Consider the following 17,923-nt stretch of genomic DNA (forward strand, 5'->3'; position numbering starts at 1 on the left):
CAATCATGGCGAATAATCGCTAAAAACGGTCAATTGTGAGACAGCCCCTCCGCTACCCCTGGGTCGATTTCCATGTCGATGATGTGCAGGCACCTGCGATTGCCGTGCGCGTCGAGGTTACCGAGACCAGGGCGGAAGTGGCGACCCATTGGCATCGGAAGGGCCAGCTCGTCTTCGCGCTCGGCGGTGGCGTCACCTGCCGCGTGCCCAGCGGTCTGTGGATGGTGCCGCCGCATTGCGGGGTGTGGATTCCCGGTGGCATGGAACACAGCAATATCGCGACGGCCAATGCGCGGATTTTCTTCGTCTATATCGAGCCGGGAGCCGCCGATCTGCCGGACCGGTGCTGCACGCTGTCGATCTCGCCGCTGCTGCGCGAACTGATCGTTGAGCTGGCCGATCGCGTGGAGGAGGATGAGGCGAGGGACGTGCTGCTGACCACGATCCTGCTCTCCGAACTGCCGCGCATGCCGGTCCAGCAGCTGCATCTGCCGATCTCCGCCGAGCCGCACTTGCGGCGGATCGCGGAAGCGTTGGCGCAAGACCCTGCCGATCGCAGCACGCTTGCCGAGTGGGCCAACCGCGTCGCGCTCTCAGAAAGCAGTCTCGCCCGTCTTGTGGTGAAGGAGACCGGACTGAGCTTCGGCCGCTGGCGCCAGCAATTGCACCTGATCGTCGCCATAAGGGAGCTGGCCTCAGGTGCGAGTGTCCAGCAGGTTTCGGGCGATCTCGGCTACGCCTCCGTCACCGCCTTCATCACCATGTTCAAGAAAGCGCTCGGCAAGCCGCCGGCAAAGTATCTCGCCAGCGTCGCGCATAATGGCGGCTCCGCCTTCGTGGCGTGATCAACGCGCCTGTGGGCAAGCCTCAGGCCGGGGAGGGCTCAATGGCTTCGGGGCGCGGCATCGGCTTTTGCTCCAGCACTTCTTGCACGATGCCGCGGGCGATCTCGCGTTCGCCCATGATGACGGTGTCGGCGCCGAGGCCTTTGAGATGCTCGACCTCGGCATCGGAATGGGCCCTCGCTATGACGTTGATGCCGGAATTCGCGGCGCGTGCCCTGAGCACGATCTGCCCGGCCTCGAACGCGTTGGGGATGGCAAGGATCAAGCGTTTGGCCCCCTGCGGATTGGCGGCGGCAAACACGCCCCCATTGGCCGCATTGCCGGAGACGATTTCGACGCCGTCGTCTCTGAGCCTCGCCAGCGTTTTGTCGGCGTCCTCGATGACCAGGAAGGGCAGCGATGCCTGTTTCAGCGCCGCGCCGACCAGGCTGCCGACGCGGCCGTAGCCGATCAGGATGGTGTGGCCCGAAAGCGTTGTGCGTGGCGGTGGGCCATTCTCTTTCGCCGCGGCGGCCACCGAGGCCACTTGTCCGGGCTGCGTCGCCGGGCCGACCGGCTTGGCCTCTTCCGGTGGTGCTGCCTTGGCGGCGCGCGCGTCCAGCCATGGCTTCATCCAGTCGAGGGCGAGGAACATCAGCGGATTGACCAGGATCGACAGGATGGCGCCTGCCAGGATCAGGTCGCGAGCTCCGCCAGGATGAAGGAGAATTCGCCGATCTGCGCGAGGCTGGCCGAGATCATCAAGGCGGTTCCCAGCGGATAGCGGAAGGCGATGACGATAACGAAGGCGGCCAGCGACTTGCCGATGACGATGATGGCCAGCGTCGCGAGGATCGGCCAGCCATTGCTCATCAGGCTGAACGGATCGAACAGCATGCCGACCGAGACGAAGAACAGCACCGAGAAGGCGTCGCGCAGCGGCAGTGATTCCTCCGCCGCGCGGTGGCTGAGCTCGGATTCGCTCATGATCATGCCGGCGAAGAAGGCACCGAGCGCCAGCGAGACGCCGAACAGTTTGGCGGCGCCGAAGGCGACGCCGAGCGCGATCGCCAGCACCGCCAGCCGGAACAGTTCGCGCGAGCCGGTATGGGCGACGTAATGCAGGATCCACGGAATGACGCGGCGGCCAACCACCAGCATGACGATGACGAAGGCGACGACCTTGGCCAGCGTGAGGCCGACGACGCCCCAGATGCCGTAGCTGGCCGGCAGCGACAAAAGGCTCGCATGGTCATCGACCTGCGGCTGGCCGCCGAGCACGCCGGCCAACGCCGGCAAAAGCACCAGCGCCAGCACCATGGCGAGGTCCTCGACGATCAGCCAGCCGACGGCGATGCGGCCGCGCTCGGTCTCGATCAGCCGTCGCTCCTGCAACGCGCGCAACAGCACCACTGTGGACGCGACGGAAAGCGCCAGACCGAAGACCAGGCCTGCGCCCATCGACCAGCCGAGCATCCAGGCAAGGCCGGCGCCCAGCGCGGTGGCAAAGCCGATCTGGAAGATGGCGCCGGGTACGGCGATGGCGCGGACGGAGAGAAGATCCTTCAGCGAGAAATGCAGGCCGACGCCGAACATGAGCAGGATGACGCCGATTTCGGCCAGCTCATTGGCAAGGCCGGCATGAGCGACGAAGCCGGGCGTGTTCGGCCCAACCAGCACGCCGGCGACGAGGTAGCCGACCAGCGGTGGGATGCGAAACCGGTTGGCGAGCGCCCCGAAGATGAATGCCAGCCCCAGACCCGCGACGATGGTTGCGATAAGGGGCGTGTCATGCGGCATTGTCTATGGAGCGCCTTTCGGGAAATGTCGGGTGTGCGCCGCCCGAAGCCGCCGCCTTTTTCAATATGGTGGAGGGGGTATGGGCGACGCAACCCGCAAGACGTAAATTGGTGCCGAGAGGCGCTGAAACCATTGGCGCGCGCCGCGCAGCAAAACCGCTGCGCGCGCCAATACCGGATGATCGATGCGTCACGCCGCCTGCAGCATGGCCTCGATGTCGATCAGCGGGCGGTTGGTCAGTGTCTTTGGGATCTCCGCCTGCACCTTGTCGGTGACTTCCTTGTGTAATTTCTTGCGCATGGTGCCGAGCACCAGCGGCGGCGCGACCAGCACGATGTCGTCGAAGATGCCGTGATGGGCGAGCTTGTAGAGCCGGTCCGCGATCTCTTCGGCAAAGCGTTCCTTGCCCTGCCGGTGCCAGTCGGTTTCCTCAACCGCGCTGCGATGCACGGAGGGGCCGTCATTGTAGCGGCCGGGACTGTCGCTGCCTTGTTCGCGCGTTGCTGGATTGTCCTGGTCATCTCCTGGAAGAGCTGCAGGTGCGGATAGAGATTGTCGCCCTCGTTCTTCAGGAACAGCGCTTTCTCGCCATCGGCCACCATGACCAGAAGGCCATGTTTCAGGTTGATCTTGCTCATTTGGGGCTCCTGCTTGAAGGTTCAAATCCAGCCGACGATTGTCTGTTACGGCAGGGGCAGAACGCGTGGCGAAGCGGGAACGTTCCACTTCGTTCGCCGAGATCGCACGCAGCCATATCGAGCCCGATCTATCGTCTATCGGAGCAATGTCCGAGGTGACGGCTTAATCTACTAAATTGGTAGAATTTAGAAAAAACAATTTTGCAGCTTGGCCGGCTCCCGGATAAAAGAGCCGCAGAACAAGGCCTTCGGCAGCAGCTTGAATCCGCCTGATATGCGGATGTGGAATATTTTTCTCTTGGCCCTTTGGCTTGCGGAAAAGCGATTGCCTCCCGCAAGGGGATGCGCGAGTGGGTTCCTTCAGCTTTTTCGCGTCCGCGCCTAAAACTGCCGAATTGTTCCGGAATCTGTTCGTCATGCCGCACGCCAATCCCAAGCTCACCGCGTTCCCGGTCTTCATGCGGGTCGAAGGCGAAGCCGTGGCCATCGTCGGCGGCGGAGGCGAAGCATTGGCCAAGGCGCGGCTGCTTGATCAGTCAAGCGCGACACTGCGCATCATCGCGGATGTTGCCGACGCCGAATTGCTGAGCTTCATCGCCACGACCGGCGCCATCCGTATCGACGCCCCCTACGACGGCGCGCATCTCGAAGGCGCGATCCTGGTGTTTGCCGCCAGCGGCGACGAGACGCTCGACCGCCGCGTCGCCGACGATGCGCGCCGCCTTGGCATTCCGGTCAATGCCGTCGATCGGCCGGAGCTGTGCGATTTCTTCACCCCGGCGCTGGTCAACCGCGCCCCGGTCGCCATCGCCATCGGCACGGAAGGCGCGGGTCCGGTGCTGGCGCAGATGCTGCGCAGCCGCATCGACCGCATGCTGTCGCCGTCGCTCGGGCCGCTGGCAGCGCTTGCCGCCTCGTTCCGGGGTGCCGCCGAAAAGCTGCTGCCGAAAGGCAACGCCCGCCGCCAGTTCTGGAGCAGTTTTTTCCAGGGTGCACCGGCGCGCGCCGTCGAAGCCGGCGAGCTTTCGCAGGCGCATGACGCCGCCACTGATCTGTTGCTGTCGAAGGCTCCGGCTTCGGGCCACATCGCGTTGGTTGGCGCCGGGCCAGGTGCTGAGGATCTTCTGACGCTGCGCGCGCATCGGCTTTTGATGGAAGCCGACGTCATCGTCTATGACGCGCTGGTGCCGGAGGCGATCGTCGCCATGGGCCGCCGCGACGCCGAGCGGCTGCCGGTCGGAAAACGCAAGGGATGCCACACCAAGAGCCAGGCCGAGATCAATGCGCTGCTGGTCGATCTCGGCAGGCAGGGCAAGCGCGTCGTGCGGCTGAAGTCGGGCGACCCGTTGGTGTTCGGCCGCGCCGGCGAGGAGATGGCCGCACTGCGCGATGCCGGCATCGCCTATGATGTCGTCCCCGGCGTCACCGCCGCCTTTGCCGCCGCCGCCGATTTCGAGCTGCCGCTGACGCTGCGCGGCGTCTCCTCGTCGATGGTGTTCACCACCGGCCATGATCTGAAGGGCAATTCGCTGCCGGATTGGGCCAAGCTCGCCATTTCCGGCGCCACCGTCGCCGTCTATATGGGCCGCTCGGTCGCCGCCGAAGTCGCCGGACGGCTGATCGAGGCCGGCCTGTCGCCGGACACGGCGGTTGCCGTGGTCGAGAATGCCAGCTTGCAGAACCGCCGCCGTTTCCACGGCACGCTGGCCGATTTGCCGTCGCTGGAAGCGCGCGCCGATCTGACTGGTCCGGTGATGACCATCATCGGCGACGCGGTTGCCGGCGCCAACTTTGAACGTTCCGAGCCGCTCGCGGCACATAGTCATGAGAGCGCCGCCAATGCGGCCGACGCAGAGGTCGAGCCATGAAGATACTGACCGCAAACCGCCTCTCCGACGGCATCGCCGTCTGGTACGCCGATGGTGGCTGGGCCGAGACGGTCGACCATGCCGACCTTGCCCATGACCAAGCGGCAGAGGACAGGCTGGAAGCAATCGGCGCCAAGGCCAACGCCAACAATCAGGTTGTCGACGTCAATCTGATCGACGCTGAAGTCGTCAATGGCATCGTCGTGCCGGTGCGGCTGCGCGAAAAGATCCGCGCCGCCGGCCCGACCATCCGGGAAGATCTGGGCAAGCAGGCTGCGCGGGCAGCTTAACAAAATACGGGCGGACGCGCCCTGAAAGACGAAACATGTACCGCTACGATGAGTTCGACCACGATTTTGTCCAGGCCCGCGTCGCCGAGTTCAGCGACCAGGTCGAACGCCGGCTGTCCGGCGAGATCACCGAGGATCAGTTCCGGCCGCTGCGGCTGATGAACGGCGTCTACCTGCAGCTGCACGCCTACATGCTGCGCATCGCGGTGCCCTATGGCACGCTGAACAGCGCGCAACTGCGCATGCTCGGCCACATCGCGCGCAAATACGACAAGGGCTACGGCCACTTCACCACGCGCCAGAACATCCAGTTCAACTGGCCGGCGCTGTCCGACATTCCGGCGATCCTGGCCGATCTCGCCAGCGTCGAGATGCATGCCATCCAGACCAGCGGCAATTGCATCCGCAACGTCACCGCCGATCACTTTGCCGGCGCCGCCGCCGACGAGGTCGCTGATCCGCGCCCCTATGCCGAGATCCTGCGGCAATGGTCGTCTGTGCATCCGGAATTCTCGTTCCTGCCGCGCAAGTTCAAGATCGCGGTGACCGGGGCCGAGCGCGACCGCGCCGCCATCCAGACGCATGATATCGGTCTGCATCTGAAGAAGAACGCCGCCGGCGAGCTCGGCTTTGCCGTCTATGTCGGTGGCGGCCAGGGCCGCACGCCGATGGTGGCGCGCAAGATCCGCGACTTCCTGCCGGAAGCCGACCTGCTGTCCTACTGCACGGCGATCCTGCGCGTGTACAACCTCTATGGCCGCCGCGACAACAAGTACAAGGCGCGCATCAAGATCCTCGTCCACGAGACCGGCGTCGAGGAAATCACCCGCCAGGTCGAGGCCGAATGGCAGGAGCTGAAGGACGCCGAGCTGAAGCTGCCGGAAGCCGACATCCGTGCCATCGACGCCTATTTCGCGCCGCCGGCACTGACCGCCCGGCCGGAAGGCGACGCGGCGATCAAGCTGGCGCGGCTCGATTCCAAAAGCTTCTCGGATTGGCTCGACCAGAATGTCGTGACGCATCGCCATCCCGACTATGCCGCGGTGACGATTTCGCTGAAAGGTATCGGCGAAGTGCCGGGCGATGCCACCGACAGCCAGATGGAAGCGGTCGCCGACATCGCCGAGAAATACGCGTTCGACGAACTGCGCGTCAGCCATGAGCAGAACCTGATCCTGCCGCATGTGGCGCGCGCCGATTTGAAAGCGGTCTACGACGCTTTGGTCGACATTGGCCTCGCGACGGCCAATTCCAACCTGATCAGCGACATCATCGCGTGCCCTGGCCTCGATTATTGCGCGCTGGCGACAGCGCGCTCGATCCCGATCGCGCAGGAGATTTCGCTTCGCTTCGCCTCGCTGGAGCGGCAGCGCGAGATCGGCGAATTGAAGCTGAAGGTTTCCGGCTGCATCAATGCCTGCGGACATCACCATGTCGGCCATATCGGTATCCTCGGCGTCGAGAAGAAAGGCTCCGAACTCTACCAGGTGACGCTTGGCGGATCGGCCGACGAGAACACCTCGGTTGGCGAAATCATCGGCCGCGGCTTCTCATCGGAAGAGATCACGGACGCCATCGAGCAGATCGTCGACACCTATCTCGGCCTTCGGCTCGGTCCCAGTGAACGTTTTATCGACGCCTACCGCCGTGTCGGTCCCGCGCCGTTCAAGGAGGCGCTCTATGCTGGCGAAACCAAGGCCGCTTGACCGCATCGTCGACGTCGACGACAGCATCGCCGCCAAAGCGGCGGGCTTCGACGCGCTGTATGGACATCTGAGCCCGCTCGACATCATCGAACGCGCGGCGAGCGAATTGTTTCATGACGAGATCGCCGCCGTGTCGTCCTTCGGCGCGGATTCCGCCGTCCTGCTGCATATGATCGCCAAGGTCGACCGCACGCTGCCGGTCATCTTCCTGGACACCGGCAAGCATTTCGGAGAGACGCTGGGCTATCGCGATGCGCTGGTCGCCGATTTCGGGCTGACCAACATCAGGGTGATCAAGCCCGAAGACGCGGCGCTCGAGCGGGTCGATCCGACCGGCAATCTGCACCAGAGCAATACCGATGCCTGCTGCGACGTGCGCAAGGTCGAGCCGCTGGCGCGCGGCGTCGCCCCCTTCCGCGCCTGGCTGACCGGCCGGAAGCGCTTCCAGGCGGCGACGCGAGCCGCGCTGCCGGTGTTCGAGGCGGTCGGCCCGCGCGTACGCGTCAATCCGCTGGCGCACTGGACGACATCCGACCAGGCTGACTACATGCGCGCGCATGCGCTGCGCGAAAATCCGCTGGTTGCGTACGGCTATCTGTCGATCGGCTGCTTCCCATGCACGCAGCCGGTGCAGCCGGGCGAGGATGCGCGAAGCGGACGCTGGGCCGGTCATGCCAAGACCGAGTGCGGCATCCATCTGTCGGGACTGGAAGTATCGCTGACCGACGCATTCCTTTAAGCTATGGTGATATTCAGGTGAGGCTGGCCTGCAACGGCGGCTTCCGCTCGGAGGCCGCCGGTTTCGTGTGGACCGGCTTTCGCGGACTTTCGATTTTTAGGGCTTTAGGAATTTTCTATGACTGAACAGACCACAGCGGAGACCCGCCTCTGGACCCGGACGGGTTTTCGCGAAGACGAGTGGACACATGCCGAAAGTGCGGATGCACTGGCGGGCAATGGCCGCTTCATCCTGCCGTTGCAGGCATTTCTCGGCCTTGATGCCGAGGTGCGGCGCTCGGCCAAGGAGCGGCTGGGCGTCGCATTGCTGCCGGGCGACCAGCTGGAAAAGATCGTGGATCTGCTCGACCAGCTGTCGCTGGTGGCGCTGGCCTTTCCGGCCTTCAGCGACGGCCGCTCGTTTTCCAAGGGCGAATTGCTGCGCAGCCGCTACGATTTCGAGGGCGCGGTCCGCGCCACGGGCCAGGTGCTCGTCGACCAGCTGCCGCATATGCTGCGCCTCGGCTTCGACGAGTTCGAGATCTCCAACCCGGTTCTGCTGAAGCGCCTCGAAGAAGGCCGCACAGGCGGGCTGGGCCTTTACTATCAGCCGACCGAAGCGTCGGAGCCGAAGGGGCCGAAATACTCCTGGCGGCGCGTTCGCAACAGCTGACGCGACGGTAATTCCGCCTGTCTTTACAAAGACTGTGATCGGGCCTTCTCCTGGCTGTCCGGACGGAAATATCCGCCGGGCGCGAGGGAGGAATCGGCGCTCATCGGCGGCAACACCAATGCACCGTCCATCATGATCGCCGAAAAGGCGCCTGACATGATCAGGGCTGCAAGGTCTGGATGCGCGAGGAGCGCAAGGCTGCCTGAGCCGGTTTTTGGGAGATGCCGCCGCGCCTTCGGTGCGGCGGTTTTTTTCTTTGTCTTACGGAATTCCCAAGCGAAAGCCCGGAAAACCGCCTCACACTTTGCTGGAATTGCTTTTAGGCCAAGGCCCGCGCTTCGCGAAACGAGACCAGCTTGCGGCGGTTCTCGTCCCACAACGCAAGCTTGACGCAGCGCAGGCTGTCGAGGAGCGTGACGCGGCCGATGCCGCGCAGTTCGGGATAGTCGCGCAGCACTTCCTGCAGCCGGTAGCCCGGCACCTTGGCCGAGAGATGGTGCACGTGATGGACGCCGATATTGCCGGTGAACCAGTTCAGCACCGGCGGCAAATCATAATAGGACGAGCCGTGCAGGGCGGCACGCTGGAATTCCCACTCTTCGTCCTTCGCCCATTCCGTCTCCTCGAACTGGTGCTGGACGTAGAACAGCCAGATTCCGGCCGATCCGGCCAGGATCACGATCGGCAAATGGACGATCAGGAAAGCGCCGGGGCCGACCAGCCAGATAAGCAGCGCTGCCGCGACCGCGATGCCGAGATTGGTGGTCATCGACGACACCCAGGGCGTCAGGCCGCCGCGCATCATGCCGACCGGCAGCCTCTGCTCGAAGATGAACAGCCAGATCGGGCCAAGGCCGAACATCACCAGGGGATGGCGGTAGAGACGATAGGCAAGGCGTCCCCGCCAAGACAGCTGCCGGTATTCAGCAACCGTCAACGTCCTGATATCGCCCATGCCGCGCTCGTCAAGATTGCCGGCGCTGGCGTGATGGGTGGCGTGCGCGCGCCGCCAGCAATCGTAAGGGGTCAGCGTCAGCACGCCGAGCGCGCGGCCGATCCAGTCGTCGGCAGTGCGGTTGGCGAAGAAGGAGCCGTGGCCGCAATCGTGCTGGATCATGAAGATCCGCACCAGAAAACCGGCGGCGGGAAGGATCAGGATCAAGCCCCACCAGTGGCCATAGGAATAGGCTGCCGAAGACAGCGCCCACAGCGTAACGAAAGGAATAAGGGTGATGGCGAGTTCAAGAGTGCTGCGTCGCCGGTCGGGCTTCTTGTAGCGCGCCAGGATCTTCAACCAGGCGCGCTTGCTGTTGGCGGCCGTCTCGGGGGAAATCATGTTCATCAGGAAGCATAGGCGGGGCGTCCCGCTGCCGCAAGGAAAAGCTCACGCAAAATTACTGCGCGTAATTGTCGCGCGATAGCATCGCTATTGACGGCGTTGGCCGCCGGCCATGCTGGCTTCTATGCCGTCCAGCCGGTCGAGCAGATCCCGGAAACGGGCGGGAATGTCGGCCTCGGTGCGGAAGGCCGGCAAGGTGCGCAAGAAGCGCGTCGTCGCCTCGGTGCCGAACTGGCGCCTGATGTCGGCGGCGAGCTCTTCGCTTCTGTTGCCAGTATTGCGGTCCATTGTCTCAAATCCTGTGTCGGTTTCAAAACTCCTCCAAGCTTTGAATGGTTCCCCATAGCGGGGTATTGGCAAGCAAAGGCTGCCGTTACGGTAAAGTTTGAATTAATTTTGAACGTCCTTGCGCCCCGCACCAAGTCCGACGGGCAGCCCGCAACATTGCCTGCTGTGGGGCGTCCTCCTGGGCTTGCCCCTTGATTTTTGGCCGCCAAACCTCGATATCGGGCGCAAATCCAAACCATTCGAATGACGGGAAATGGCGATGAGCGACCAGACAAAAGACGAACGCGCGCCCGAGGATATCGAAACGGCCGAGGCCGAGCGCACGCAAGGCGGCATCGACGGCGACTATGAAGCGCTGGTGCGGCTGCTGAAGGAAAACGAGGAGCTGAAGGACCGCGCGCTGCGCGTCGCAGCCGAGATGGAGAATCTGCGCCGCCGCACCGCCCGCGACGTGCATGATGCGCGCGCCTATGCGGTGGCCAATTTCGCCCGCGACATGCTGTCGGTGTCGGACAATCTGCGCCGCGCGCTCGATGCTATCCCCGCCGAGGCGAAAGCGGCCGGAGATGCCGGCTTCAAGGCGCTGATCGACGGCGTCGAGATCACCGAGCGCGCCATGCTGTCGACGCTGGAACGGCATGGGGTGAAGAAGCTCGAACCGGAAGGTGAGAAGTTCGACCCGAATTTCCACCAGGCGATGTTCGAAGTGCCCAATCCCGATGTGCCGGCCAACACCGTCGTCCAGGTCGTGCAGCCGGGCTATTCGATCGGCGAGCGCGTGCTGCGGCCGGCCATGGTCGGGGTCGCCAAGGGCGGCCCCAAGATCGCGGCCACCGAAGCGCCGGTCGAGCCGGGGCCGGTGAACGAGCAGGCCGAGAAGGATGCGTGAGTAGGGTAGGCAGTAGGGAGTAGGGAATAGGGAATAGGGAATAGGGAATAGGGAATAGGGGCAGGCGTATCAATCGCGCGGCTTCGTGTTATTCATACTTTCCCTAATTCCCAATCCCTACTACCTCATGTCCCTGACACCCATCGACCTCCTCGACTATGCCGGCGTCGCCGTCTTTGCCGCGACCGGGGCGTTGGCGGCTTCGCGCAAGCAGCTCGACATTATCGGCTTCCTGTTTCTGGCCAGCGTCACCGGCATTGGCGGCGGCACGCTTCGCGACGTCATCCTCAACCTGCCCGTCTTTTGGGTCGCCAACTCCGGCTATGTGCTGGTTTGCGCGGCGGTTGCGGTGCTGGTCTTCTTCATCGCCCACCGCGTCGAATCCCGCTGGAAATGGCTGCTCTGGCTCGACGCCATCGGATTGGCGGCCTTTTCCGTAATGGGCGCGGCCAAGGGGCTGGCCATCACCGGCTCGCCGGTCGTCTCCGTTGTTATGGGCGTGTTGACCGCCACATTTGGCGGCATCCTGCGCGATCTGCTGGCCGGCGAGCCATCGGTGCTGCTCAGGCCCGAAATCTACGTCACCGCCGCACTCGCGGGCGCCGGCCTCTACACACTTGGCGATCTTGCCGGCCTGCCGCCGCTCGCCTCGGATATCGCCGGCTTCGTCGCGGCTTTCCTGGTGCGCGGCGGCGCGCTGAAATTCGGCTGGACCTTTCCGTCCTACAAGAGCCGCCCGGGACGGCGACCGGAGGATATTCCGTAGGAAGAGGGATTAGGGAATAGGGAATAGGGAATAGTCGGTAGTCAGCAATTCGCGGCAGCCTTCACTACTGCCTACTGCCTACTGCCTACTGCCTCACGCCGCAAAGCGCTGCGCTTCCCCGCCATAATAGTTGACGTAGCGGGCGCCGATTTCCTTGACCGGCATCACCACGAACACATCGACGGTGGAGAACTCACGGTCGATGACGCAGCCGTCGCCGATGCGGGCGCCGACGCGCAGATAGCCCTTGACCAGCGGCGGCATGGCCGCGATCGCCGCCTTGGCGTTGACCGCCTCGATCGGCATCAGATCCATCGAGCAATAGCGGCCGGAGACCGCCCGCACATCCCAGGCGGAGTTGGTCCGGCAGTGATGGGCAAGGTAGGTGAGCGCCTCGGCATGCGCAGCCGGCACCGTGCCAGGGAACGAGGCACAACCGGTCATCACGCCGATCTCATAGTGGTTGATGTAGGCCCAGATGCCTTGCCACAGCGCCTCGATGGTGCGCTTCGAGCGGTATTCCGGCAGCACGCAGGAGCGGCCGAGCTCAAGGAAGCGCTGGCCGGGATGGCGGGCGATCAGCTTGGTCAGTTCGAACTCGCCTTCGGAATAGAAGCCGCCGGCGGTCGCCGCAATCTCTTGCCGCAGCAGGCGGTAAGTGCCGACGATGCGGCGATGCTCGGGGCCGGAGATCGAGGTGTCAAGCACCAGGAGATGGTCGCACAGCGGGTCGAAGCGGTCGGCGTCGCGCCGGTCCTGCGCCTGGAACAGGTCCTTCCTGGCGCCAAGCTCGTCATAAAACACCCGGTAGCGCACTTCCTGCGCGGCGGCGATCTCGGCCTCATTGCGGGCAAGCCGCACTTCGAGATTGCCGATACGGCCCAGCGGTGCGCCTGTTGCGACGGCATCGGCGTTCCGCGCGGCGAGCAAAGCGCCGCCTGCGCTGGGCCGAGTGTCACATTCCGGCATAACTGTATGCACGAGTGATTCTCCTTCGAGCCATCCCTCTTGGCACGGGGATACGGTGTAGGTGCAACAGGATTGTGACAGTACCGTGATACGGCGCGACGGGCAATACTTCGTCGGCTGGCGAAAACCCTCATTCGGCTACCTACGTGACGCGAGGATTGCGCCAGCGTCACCTTGAAGCGCGTCGCGCTGGGACGATTCACGCGACGCGCTTCAAGTCTTTGTTTTGTGCATGTCGTCTTCTCAAAACCGGGGCCATTTTCGAGCGACATGAATTCAGGCGGCCACCTGGCCCTCGACGGCATGGACCAGCGCGTCGGGATCGAGCGGCTTGGTGACAAAGCCGCTGGCGCCATGGGCGAGCACGGTGTGGCGGGTCTTTTCCTGGCTGTCGGCCGAAAGCACCATGATCGGAACCGGCGGCACAGCCATTTCCTCCTCGTGGCGGCGGATGGCGGCGATCGCGTCCAGCCCGTCCATGACCGGCATGTGCAAATCCATCAGCACCACATCGAAGCGATTTTTCAGCCCGGCTTCGGTCACCGCCTCGACCGCGGCCTTGCCATTGCCGACCACTTTCACGCGATGTCCCGCCTTCAAAAGCGTGGCGCGGGCAAGCATGGCGTTGATGTCGTTGTCTTCGGCGATCAGCACCGACAAACCTTGCTGGCGCCCGCCATGGGCACGAAGCGAGGACGCGCCGGTCTTTTCCGGCTTGGGCGGCGGCAAGGCAGAGGCATGACTGGTCAGCAGCATGCGCAGCAGGGTTTCGCCGCGCACCGGCCTCGCCAGGAAGGTGGCGTAGCCGTTGGTGCGGAATTCGCCAAGCATGCCGCGGTCGGTCGGCGCGATCAGCGTGATCGCCTCGCAATCGGCAAAGCCACTCTGGCGCAGGCGCTTGAGCAGTCTGCCGTCGCCGTCCTCCAGGGCCGCGTCGATCAACAGCACATCGCAATGTTCGGCGAAGGGCGTCGCCTGGGAAGCGGTTGCGGCGACGTCGACGGCGCCGCCATGGGCGCGGATGGTGCGGGCGATGGCGTCGGCCTCGACGGCGTTCTTCGACACGATCACGGCGCGCCGGCCGGCCAGGATGTTCTGCCGGTTCTGCGGTGCTTCGGTTGCTCCTGCGGCCGGGATCTCGAAGACGAATTCCGATCCCTCGCCAAGCCGGCTCGACACCGAAATGGCACCGCCCATGGCGGCGACCAGGCGCCTTGATATGGCCAGACCGAGGCCGGCGCCGCCATGGGTGCGGGTCGAGGTGCCGTCGGACTGTTCGAATTCCTCGAAGATGCGCTCCATGTCGTCTTCGTGCAGGCCGGGGCCGGTGTCGGTAACGGTGAAGCAGATGCGGTCGCTGGTATCGGTGCGGGCGCGCGCAATCGAGACCAGCACGCCGCCGGTGTCGGTGAACTTGATCGCATTGCCGATCAGGTTGAGCAGCACCTGCCTGACCCTGCCGGGATCGGCCATGATCATCTGCGGCACGTCGGGCTCGACATGACAGCCGAGGCCGATGTTCTTGGCGAAGGCTTTCGCTGCCATCAGTTCGACGATGTTGTCGGCGATTTCGCGCAGCGATGTCGGCTGCGGCTCCGGGTCGAAACGGCCGGCCTCTATCTTGGAATAGTCGAGCAAATCCTCGATGAGCGCCAAAAGGGCGCTGGCCGAGGTCGAGACAGCGCCGACATAGGTGCGCTGCTCGGGCGACAGATTGGTGTCAGCCAGAAGCTTGGCCATGCCCATGATGCCGTTCATCGGCGTGCGGATCTCATGGCTGACGGTGGCGAGGAAGCGCGACTTGGCCTGGCTGGCATATTCGGCGCGCTCGCGCGCGGTGATCAGCGAGGATTCGGCGCGTTTGCGCGCGGTGATGTCGCGGGCAATCGCCCGGTGCGAGACGGCGCCGCTATCCTTGTCGCGTACCGACAGTTCGATCCATGAGAACCAGCGCGGACCGTTCGGGGTGCGTATGGAGACGTCGGTGGAACTCAGGCATTCATGATCGGAAAAGGCGGCGTCGGGGACGATGCCGACATCAATGCCGTGTTCGGCGAGGGTCCTGCCGGCAAGGTCGCGTTGGTCGGTTCCGACGAGGCTGGCGAAAACCTTGTTGGCGTAGACGATGTGGCCATCGCGGTCGCGGTGGACGACGAGATCGCCGAGCGCATCGATCAGCCCGCGAAAACGCTCCTCGCTCTCCTGCATCTCCCACATACGGTCGGCCAGCGTCTCGATTTCGGCGCGGCTACGGGCCGCGGTTTCGTCGAGCAAGGCCGCCGCGCGGCGGACGGTGCGCCGGCTGCGCAGGTGCATGGCGACGCCGGCAAGGCCTGTCGCCAGCAGGCCCAGGGTGATGAAGATCGGCGCACCGGTGAGGTGGGAGAGGCCCGCCAGCACGACACTGGCGACCACCGTCAGGAACGGCAGGCCCTCGGACGTGGGGCGCGGCAAATCCGGCGCCAGAGGCGGGGGCGCAACACGCTGCCGCTTCACCGTCGCCGGACTCGGCCCGTCGACGCTTTCGGCACGGCTCTTCTCTTTCCTGGCGGACTCCGCGATCATGCGGAAATCCTTGCCAGATAGAGATTATGGAAAAGCGCGGCGGATCGTTCGAATTTTAGCGGTCATGCATTTTTGGCGGTTTTCCGCATCGCATGATCTTTTCCGAAAACCTGATCCCTTCGGGGTCATGCTTCGGGAGCCTCACATATCGACAACCACGCGGCCCCTGATCTTGCCGTCGACGATGTCGTGGGCGGCGGTGATGATGCCGTCGAAGCCGATGGTCGTCGACAGGCCGGCGAGCTTCTTGAGATCAAGATCGCTGCCGATGCGGCGCCAGGCTTCCAGCCGCACAGCCTTTGGCGCCATCACCGAATCGATGCCGAGCAGCGAGACGCCGCGCAGGATGAACGGGGCGACGCTCGACGGCAGATCCATGCCACCGGCCAGGCCGCAGGCGGCGACCGCGCCGCCATAGGCGGTCATCGACAGCACATTGGCCAGCGTGTGGCTGCCGACGGCATCGATGCCGCCGGCCCAGCGCTCCTTGGCCAGCGGCTTGGCCGGCTGGGAGAGTTCCTCGCGCGAAATCACTTCGGCGGCACCGAGGTCGATCAGATAGGAGCTTTCGGCGTTGCGGCCGGTCGAGGCGATGACGTGATAGCCAAGGCTGGACAGGATCGAGACCGCGACCGACCCAACGCCGCCGGCCGCACCCGTCACCACCACCGGGCCGCGATCCGGCAGGATGCCGTGCCGCTCCAGTGCCATGACGCTGAGCATGGCCGTATAGCCGGCGGTGCCGACCGCCATCGCATCGTGGGCGCTTATGCCGTCGGGCAACGGCACCAGCCAGTCTCCGTTGACGCGGGCGCGCCCGGCATAGGCGCCGAAATGCGTCTCGCCGACGCCCCAGCCATTGAGGATGACCTTGTCGCCCTTGCGCCAGTCGGCATGCGATGAGGAGAGGACGGTTCCGGCGAAATCGATGCCCGGCACCAGCGGCCAGCGGCGGATCACTGGCGCTTTCCCAGTGATGGCCAGCCCGTCCTTGTAGTTGACCGTCGTCGCCTCGACCGCGACGGTGACGTCGCCTTCCATCAGATCGGCTTCGCCGAAATCGACGACCTCCACCGACTGTTTCTTTTCGGCGTCGCGCGAAACGAGGATGGCTTTGAAGGTTTCAGGCATCTCTTCTCCTCGGCTTCGCAAAGGCTGGCGGTCGGCATTGGCTGGCTCTGGCCGAACTGTGCGGCGACCGTCCGGCGAGGTCAATTGGTCAAAAGAGTCGGGCCGTCAGGCTTCTGGGCCTTGCGGCTTGGCCTCGCGCCGCCAGCCGATGAACTCGTCGAAGACGACCAGCGCCGCGCCGGCCGAAATGAAGGCATCGGCGAGGTTGAAGACGGCGAAGGACCATACCGGCGTGTGGAACAATATATAGTCGATGACGTGGCCGTAGACGGCGCGGTCGATCAGATTGCCGATCGCGCCGCCGATGATCAGGGCAAAGCCGATGCGGGCCAGCACATGGCCGGATGGCGTACGCGTTGCCAGATAAAGCACGAAGGCGACGACGACGACCGCGATGACGACCAGGCCGGTGTCGCCGAAAGACGAGAACATCGAAAAGGCAATACCGGTATTGTAGGTGCGAAACAGCGCCAGGAACGGCATCAGGTCGAGCTTTTCCTGAAAGGCGAGGCCGGTCTCGATCAGATGCTTTATCCACTGGTCGAGCGCGATTGCCACCACCACCAGCAGCGCATAGGGAGACCATGATTTCACGATGTGGCGTCCTCGGGGGCAAGTTTCAGCGCGCCGCGCCGGATCTCGAACAGCATGATTCCGGTGGCGACCGCCAAATTGAGTGAATCGGCGCGGCCGGCCTGCGGAATCCGCAGCAGCCGGTCGCAGCTTTCCGCCAGATTGTCGGGCAGGCCCTGCTGCTCATTGCCCATCATCAAGAGCACCGGTCCTCGGGAGAAATCGACCGAGCGGTAGTCGACCGCACCCTTCAGATGGGTGCCGACCACCAGGCCCGAGAAGCTGTTTCGCCAAGCCAGAAATGCTTCCGGCGTCGCCTTGGTCACCGGCACGGCGAAGATCGAGCCCATGGTGGCGCGCACGGTCTCGACAGAAAAAGGATCGGTAGTCTCGCCGACCAGGATGACGCCCTTGGCGCCGACGGCATCGACGGTGCGGATGACGGTGCCGAGATTGCCGGGATCGCGCACCCGGTCGAGCGCCACCCAGACGTCGCCGTCGTGAGCGCGGATGTCTCTTAGCGGCAGCAGTTTTTGCCGGAAGACGCCGACCACCATTTGCGGATTGTCACGGCGGGTGATGGCGACCAGCACTTTTTCGGACACTTCGAGCACGGTGCCGCCGGCGGCAACCGTGCGCGCCGCCACCTTTTCGACCGCCGCATTGCCGCGTCCGGCCTTGGCGAAAACCAGCGTCCTGATCGACCAGCCGAGGTCGAGGGCGTCGATGACCAGCTTCAGCCCTTCGGCCATGAAGGCGTTCTGCTGGTCGCGGAATTTCTTCTGGGCGAGCGCCTTGATGTCCTTGATCAGCGGATTGGCAAGGCTGGTGACTTCCTTGACCTGCCCGGGCGCACCTGCGTGCCGCTCATTCATTCGGGACTCCCG

General features: G+C 64.3%; 15 protein-coding genes and 2 pseudogenes. 8 read left to right on the top strand and 9 right to left on the bottom strand.

Annotated features, from left to right (window positions below; all coding sequences use genetic code 11):
• Window positions 1-35: 35 nt before the first annotated feature.
• On the top strand, window positions 36-845 hold the full coding sequence (locus NKI32_RS19965) for an AraC family transcriptional regulator (RefSeq protein WP_353003288.1): 810 nt from the start codon (window positions 36-38) through the stop codon (window positions 843-845).
• 22 nt (window positions 846-867) lie between these two features.
• Here NKI32_RS19965 and NKI32_RS19970 read toward each other — a convergent pair.
• Window positions 868-2,624 (bottom strand): annotated as a pseudogene (locus NKI32_RS19970) (cation:proton antiporter domain-containing protein).
• 189 nt (window positions 2,625-2,813) lie between these two features.
• Window positions 2,814-3,262, bottom strand: a pseudogene (locus tag NKI32_RS19975) (baeRF12 domain-containing protein).
• Window positions 3,263-3,678: 416 nt separating this feature from the next.
• Here NKI32_RS19975 and cysG point away from each other — a divergent pair.
• The 5 genes from cysG (at window position 3,679) to NKI32_RS20000 (ending at window position 8,516) form a co-directional block, all read left to right on the top strand.
• Window positions 3,679-5,130 carry a siroheme synthase CysG gene (gene cysG / locus NKI32_RS19980; protein ID WP_353003290.1) on the top strand — a complete coding sequence of 484 codons (1,452 nt, stop codon included), beginning with the start codon at window positions 3,679-3,681 and terminating at the stop codon, window positions 5,128-5,130.
• Window positions 5,127-5,420, top strand: a complete 294-nt coding sequence (locus NKI32_RS19985; protein ID WP_023691980.1) for a DUF2849 domain-containing protein — start codon at window positions 5,127-5,129, stop codon at window positions 5,418-5,420. Before cysG ends, NKI32_RS19985 begins: the two co-directional genes overlap by 4 nt.
• A 35-nt stretch (window positions 5,421-5,455) precedes the next feature.
• Entirely contained in the window at window positions 5,456-7,126 is a 1,671-nt protein-coding gene (locus NKI32_RS19990; RefSeq protein ID WP_352597570.1) for a nitrite/sulfite reductase, read from the top strand.
• Window positions 7,101-7,865: a phosphoadenylyl-sulfate reductase gene (locus NKI32_RS19995; protein WP_353003292.1), complete on the top strand. Its 765-nt coding sequence runs from the start codon at window positions 7,101-7,103 to the stop codon at window positions 7,863-7,865. Before NKI32_RS19990 ends, NKI32_RS19995 begins: the two co-directional genes overlap by 26 nt.
• Window positions 7,866-7,982: 117 nt before the next feature.
• A complete protein-coding gene (locus tag NKI32_RS20000; protein WP_023669768.1) occupies window positions 7,983-8,516 on the top strand; it encodes a DUF934 domain-containing protein in 534 nt (177 codons plus the stop codon).
• A 319-nt stretch (window positions 8,517-8,835) separates the two neighbouring features.
• Here NKI32_RS20000 and NKI32_RS20005 read toward each other — a convergent pair whose 3' ends face one another.
• Window positions 8,836-9,858: a fatty acid desaturase gene (locus tag NKI32_RS20005; protein WP_023669767.1), complete on the bottom strand. Its 1,023-nt coding sequence runs from the start codon at window positions 9,856-9,858 to the stop codon at window positions 8,836-8,838.
• A gap of 84 nt (window positions 9,859-9,942) precedes the next feature.
• On the bottom strand, window positions 9,943-10,143 hold the full coding sequence (locus NKI32_RS20010) for a hypothetical protein (protein ID WP_023669766.1): 201 nt from the start codon (window positions 10,141-10,143) through the stop codon (window positions 9,943-9,945).
• Window positions 10,144-10,402: 259 nt separating this feature from the next.
• Between NKI32_RS20010 and grpE the strand changes: the two genes are divergently transcribed.
• Both grpE and NKI32_RS20020 read left to right on the top strand, forming a co-directional pair.
• The gene (gene grpE / locus NKI32_RS20015; protein WP_023691975.1) at window positions 10,403-11,032 is read left to right on the top strand and encodes a nucleotide exchange factor GrpE; all 630 of its coding nucleotides are present in this window, start codon (window positions 10,403-10,405) and stop codon (window positions 11,030-11,032) included.
• Window positions 11,033-11,165: 133 nt separating this feature from the next.
• Window positions 11,166-11,798: a trimeric intracellular cation channel family protein gene (locus NKI32_RS20020; RefSeq protein ID WP_023683056.1), complete on the top strand. Its 633-nt coding sequence runs from the start codon at window positions 11,166-11,168 to the stop codon at window positions 11,796-11,798.
• Window positions 11,799-11,891: 93 nt separating this feature from the next.
• Here NKI32_RS20020 and olsB read toward each other — a convergent pair whose 3' ends face one another.
• The 5 genes from olsB to NKI32_RS20045 form a co-directional block, all read right to left on the bottom strand.
• Complete coding sequence (olsB, locus tag NKI32_RS20025) at window positions 11,892-12,767, bottom strand: l-ornithine N(alpha)-acyltransferase (RefSeq protein WP_023683057.1); 876 nt, start codon at window positions 12,765-12,767, stop codon at window positions 11,892-11,894.
• A gap of 276 nt (window positions 12,768-13,043) precedes the next feature.
• Window positions 13,044-15,332, bottom strand: a complete 2,289-nt coding sequence (locus tag NKI32_RS20030) for a response regulator (protein ID WP_353003294.1) — start codon at window positions 15,330-15,332, stop codon at window positions 13,044-13,046.
• Window positions 15,333-15,473: 141 nt separating this feature from the next.
• Window positions 15,474-16,463: an acrylyl-CoA reductase (NADPH) gene (acuI, locus tag NKI32_RS20035; protein WP_353003296.1), complete on the bottom strand. Its 990-nt coding sequence runs from the start codon at window positions 16,461-16,463 to the stop codon at window positions 15,474-15,476.
• A gap of 105 nt (window positions 16,464-16,568) precedes the next feature.
• Window positions 16,569-17,057 carry a signal peptidase II gene (gene lspA / locus NKI32_RS20040; protein ID WP_023686576.1) on the bottom strand — a complete coding sequence of 163 codons (489 nt, stop codon included), beginning with the start codon at window positions 17,055-17,057 and terminating at the stop codon, window positions 16,569-16,571.
• Complete coding sequence (locus tag NKI32_RS20045) at window positions 17,054-17,911, bottom strand: TrmH family RNA methyltransferase (RefSeq protein ID WP_023683061.1); 858 nt, start codon at window positions 17,909-17,911, stop codon at window positions 17,054-17,056. Before NKI32_RS20045 ends, lspA begins: the two co-directional genes overlap by 4 nt.
• Window positions 17,912-17,923 lie beyond the last annotated feature (12 nt).

It is taken from the genome of Mesorhizobium sp. M0761 (genome assembly GCF_040320205.1).
Classification (GTDB): domain Bacteria; phylum Pseudomonadota; class Alphaproteobacteria; order Rhizobiales; family Rhizobiaceae; genus Mesorhizobium.

What these genes read in the sequence shown, in the direction of transcription:
- cysG (WP_353003290.1), top strand. Translation starts at nt 3,679, where the DNA reads ATGCCGCACGCCAATCCCAAGCTCACCGCGTTCCCGGTCTTCATGCGG.
- NKI32_RS19985 (WP_023691980.1), top strand. Translation starts at nt 5,127, where the DNA reads ATGAAGATACTGACCGCAAACCGCCTCTCCGACGGCATCGCCGTCTGG.
- NKI32_RS19990 (WP_352597570.1), top strand. Translation starts at nt 5,456, where the DNA reads ATGTACCGCTACGATGAGTTCGACCACGATTTTGTCCAGGCCCGCGTC.
- NKI32_RS19995 (WP_353003292.1), top strand. Translation starts at nt 7,101, where the DNA reads ATGCTGGCGAAACCAAGGCCGCTTGACCGCATCGTCGACGTCGACGAC.
- NKI32_RS20000 (WP_023669768.1), top strand. Translation starts at nt 7,983, where the DNA reads ATGACTGAACAGACCACAGCGGAGACCCGCCTCTGGACCCGGACGGGT.
- NKI32_RS20005 (WP_023669767.1), bottom strand. Translation starts at nt 9,858, where the DNA reads ATGAACATGATTTCCCCCGAGACGGCCGCCAACAGCAAGCGCGCCTGG.
- NKI32_RS20010 (WP_023669766.1), bottom strand. Translation starts at nt 10,143, where the DNA reads ATGGACCGCAATACTGGCAACAGAAGCGAAGAGCTCGCCGCCGACATC.
- grpE (WP_023691975.1), top strand. Translation starts at nt 10,403, where the DNA reads ATGAGCGACCAGACAAAAGACGAACGCGCGCCCGAGGATATCGAAACG.
- olsB (WP_023683057.1), bottom strand. Translation starts at nt 12,767, where the DNA reads ATGCCGGAATGTGACACTCGGCCCAGCGCAGGCGGCGCTTTGCTCGCC.
- NKI32_RS20030 (WP_353003294.1), bottom strand. Translation starts at nt 15,332, where the DNA reads ATGATCGCGGAGTCCGCCAGGAAAGAGAAGAGCCGTGCCGAAAGCGTC.
- acuI (WP_353003296.1), bottom strand. Translation starts at nt 16,463, where the DNA reads ATGCCTGAAACCTTCAAAGCCATCCTCGTTTCGCGCGACGCCGAAAAG.
- NKI32_RS20045 (WP_023683061.1), bottom strand. Translation starts at nt 17,911, where the DNA reads ATGAATGAGCGGCACGCAGGTGCGCCCGGGCAGGTCAAGGAAGTCACC.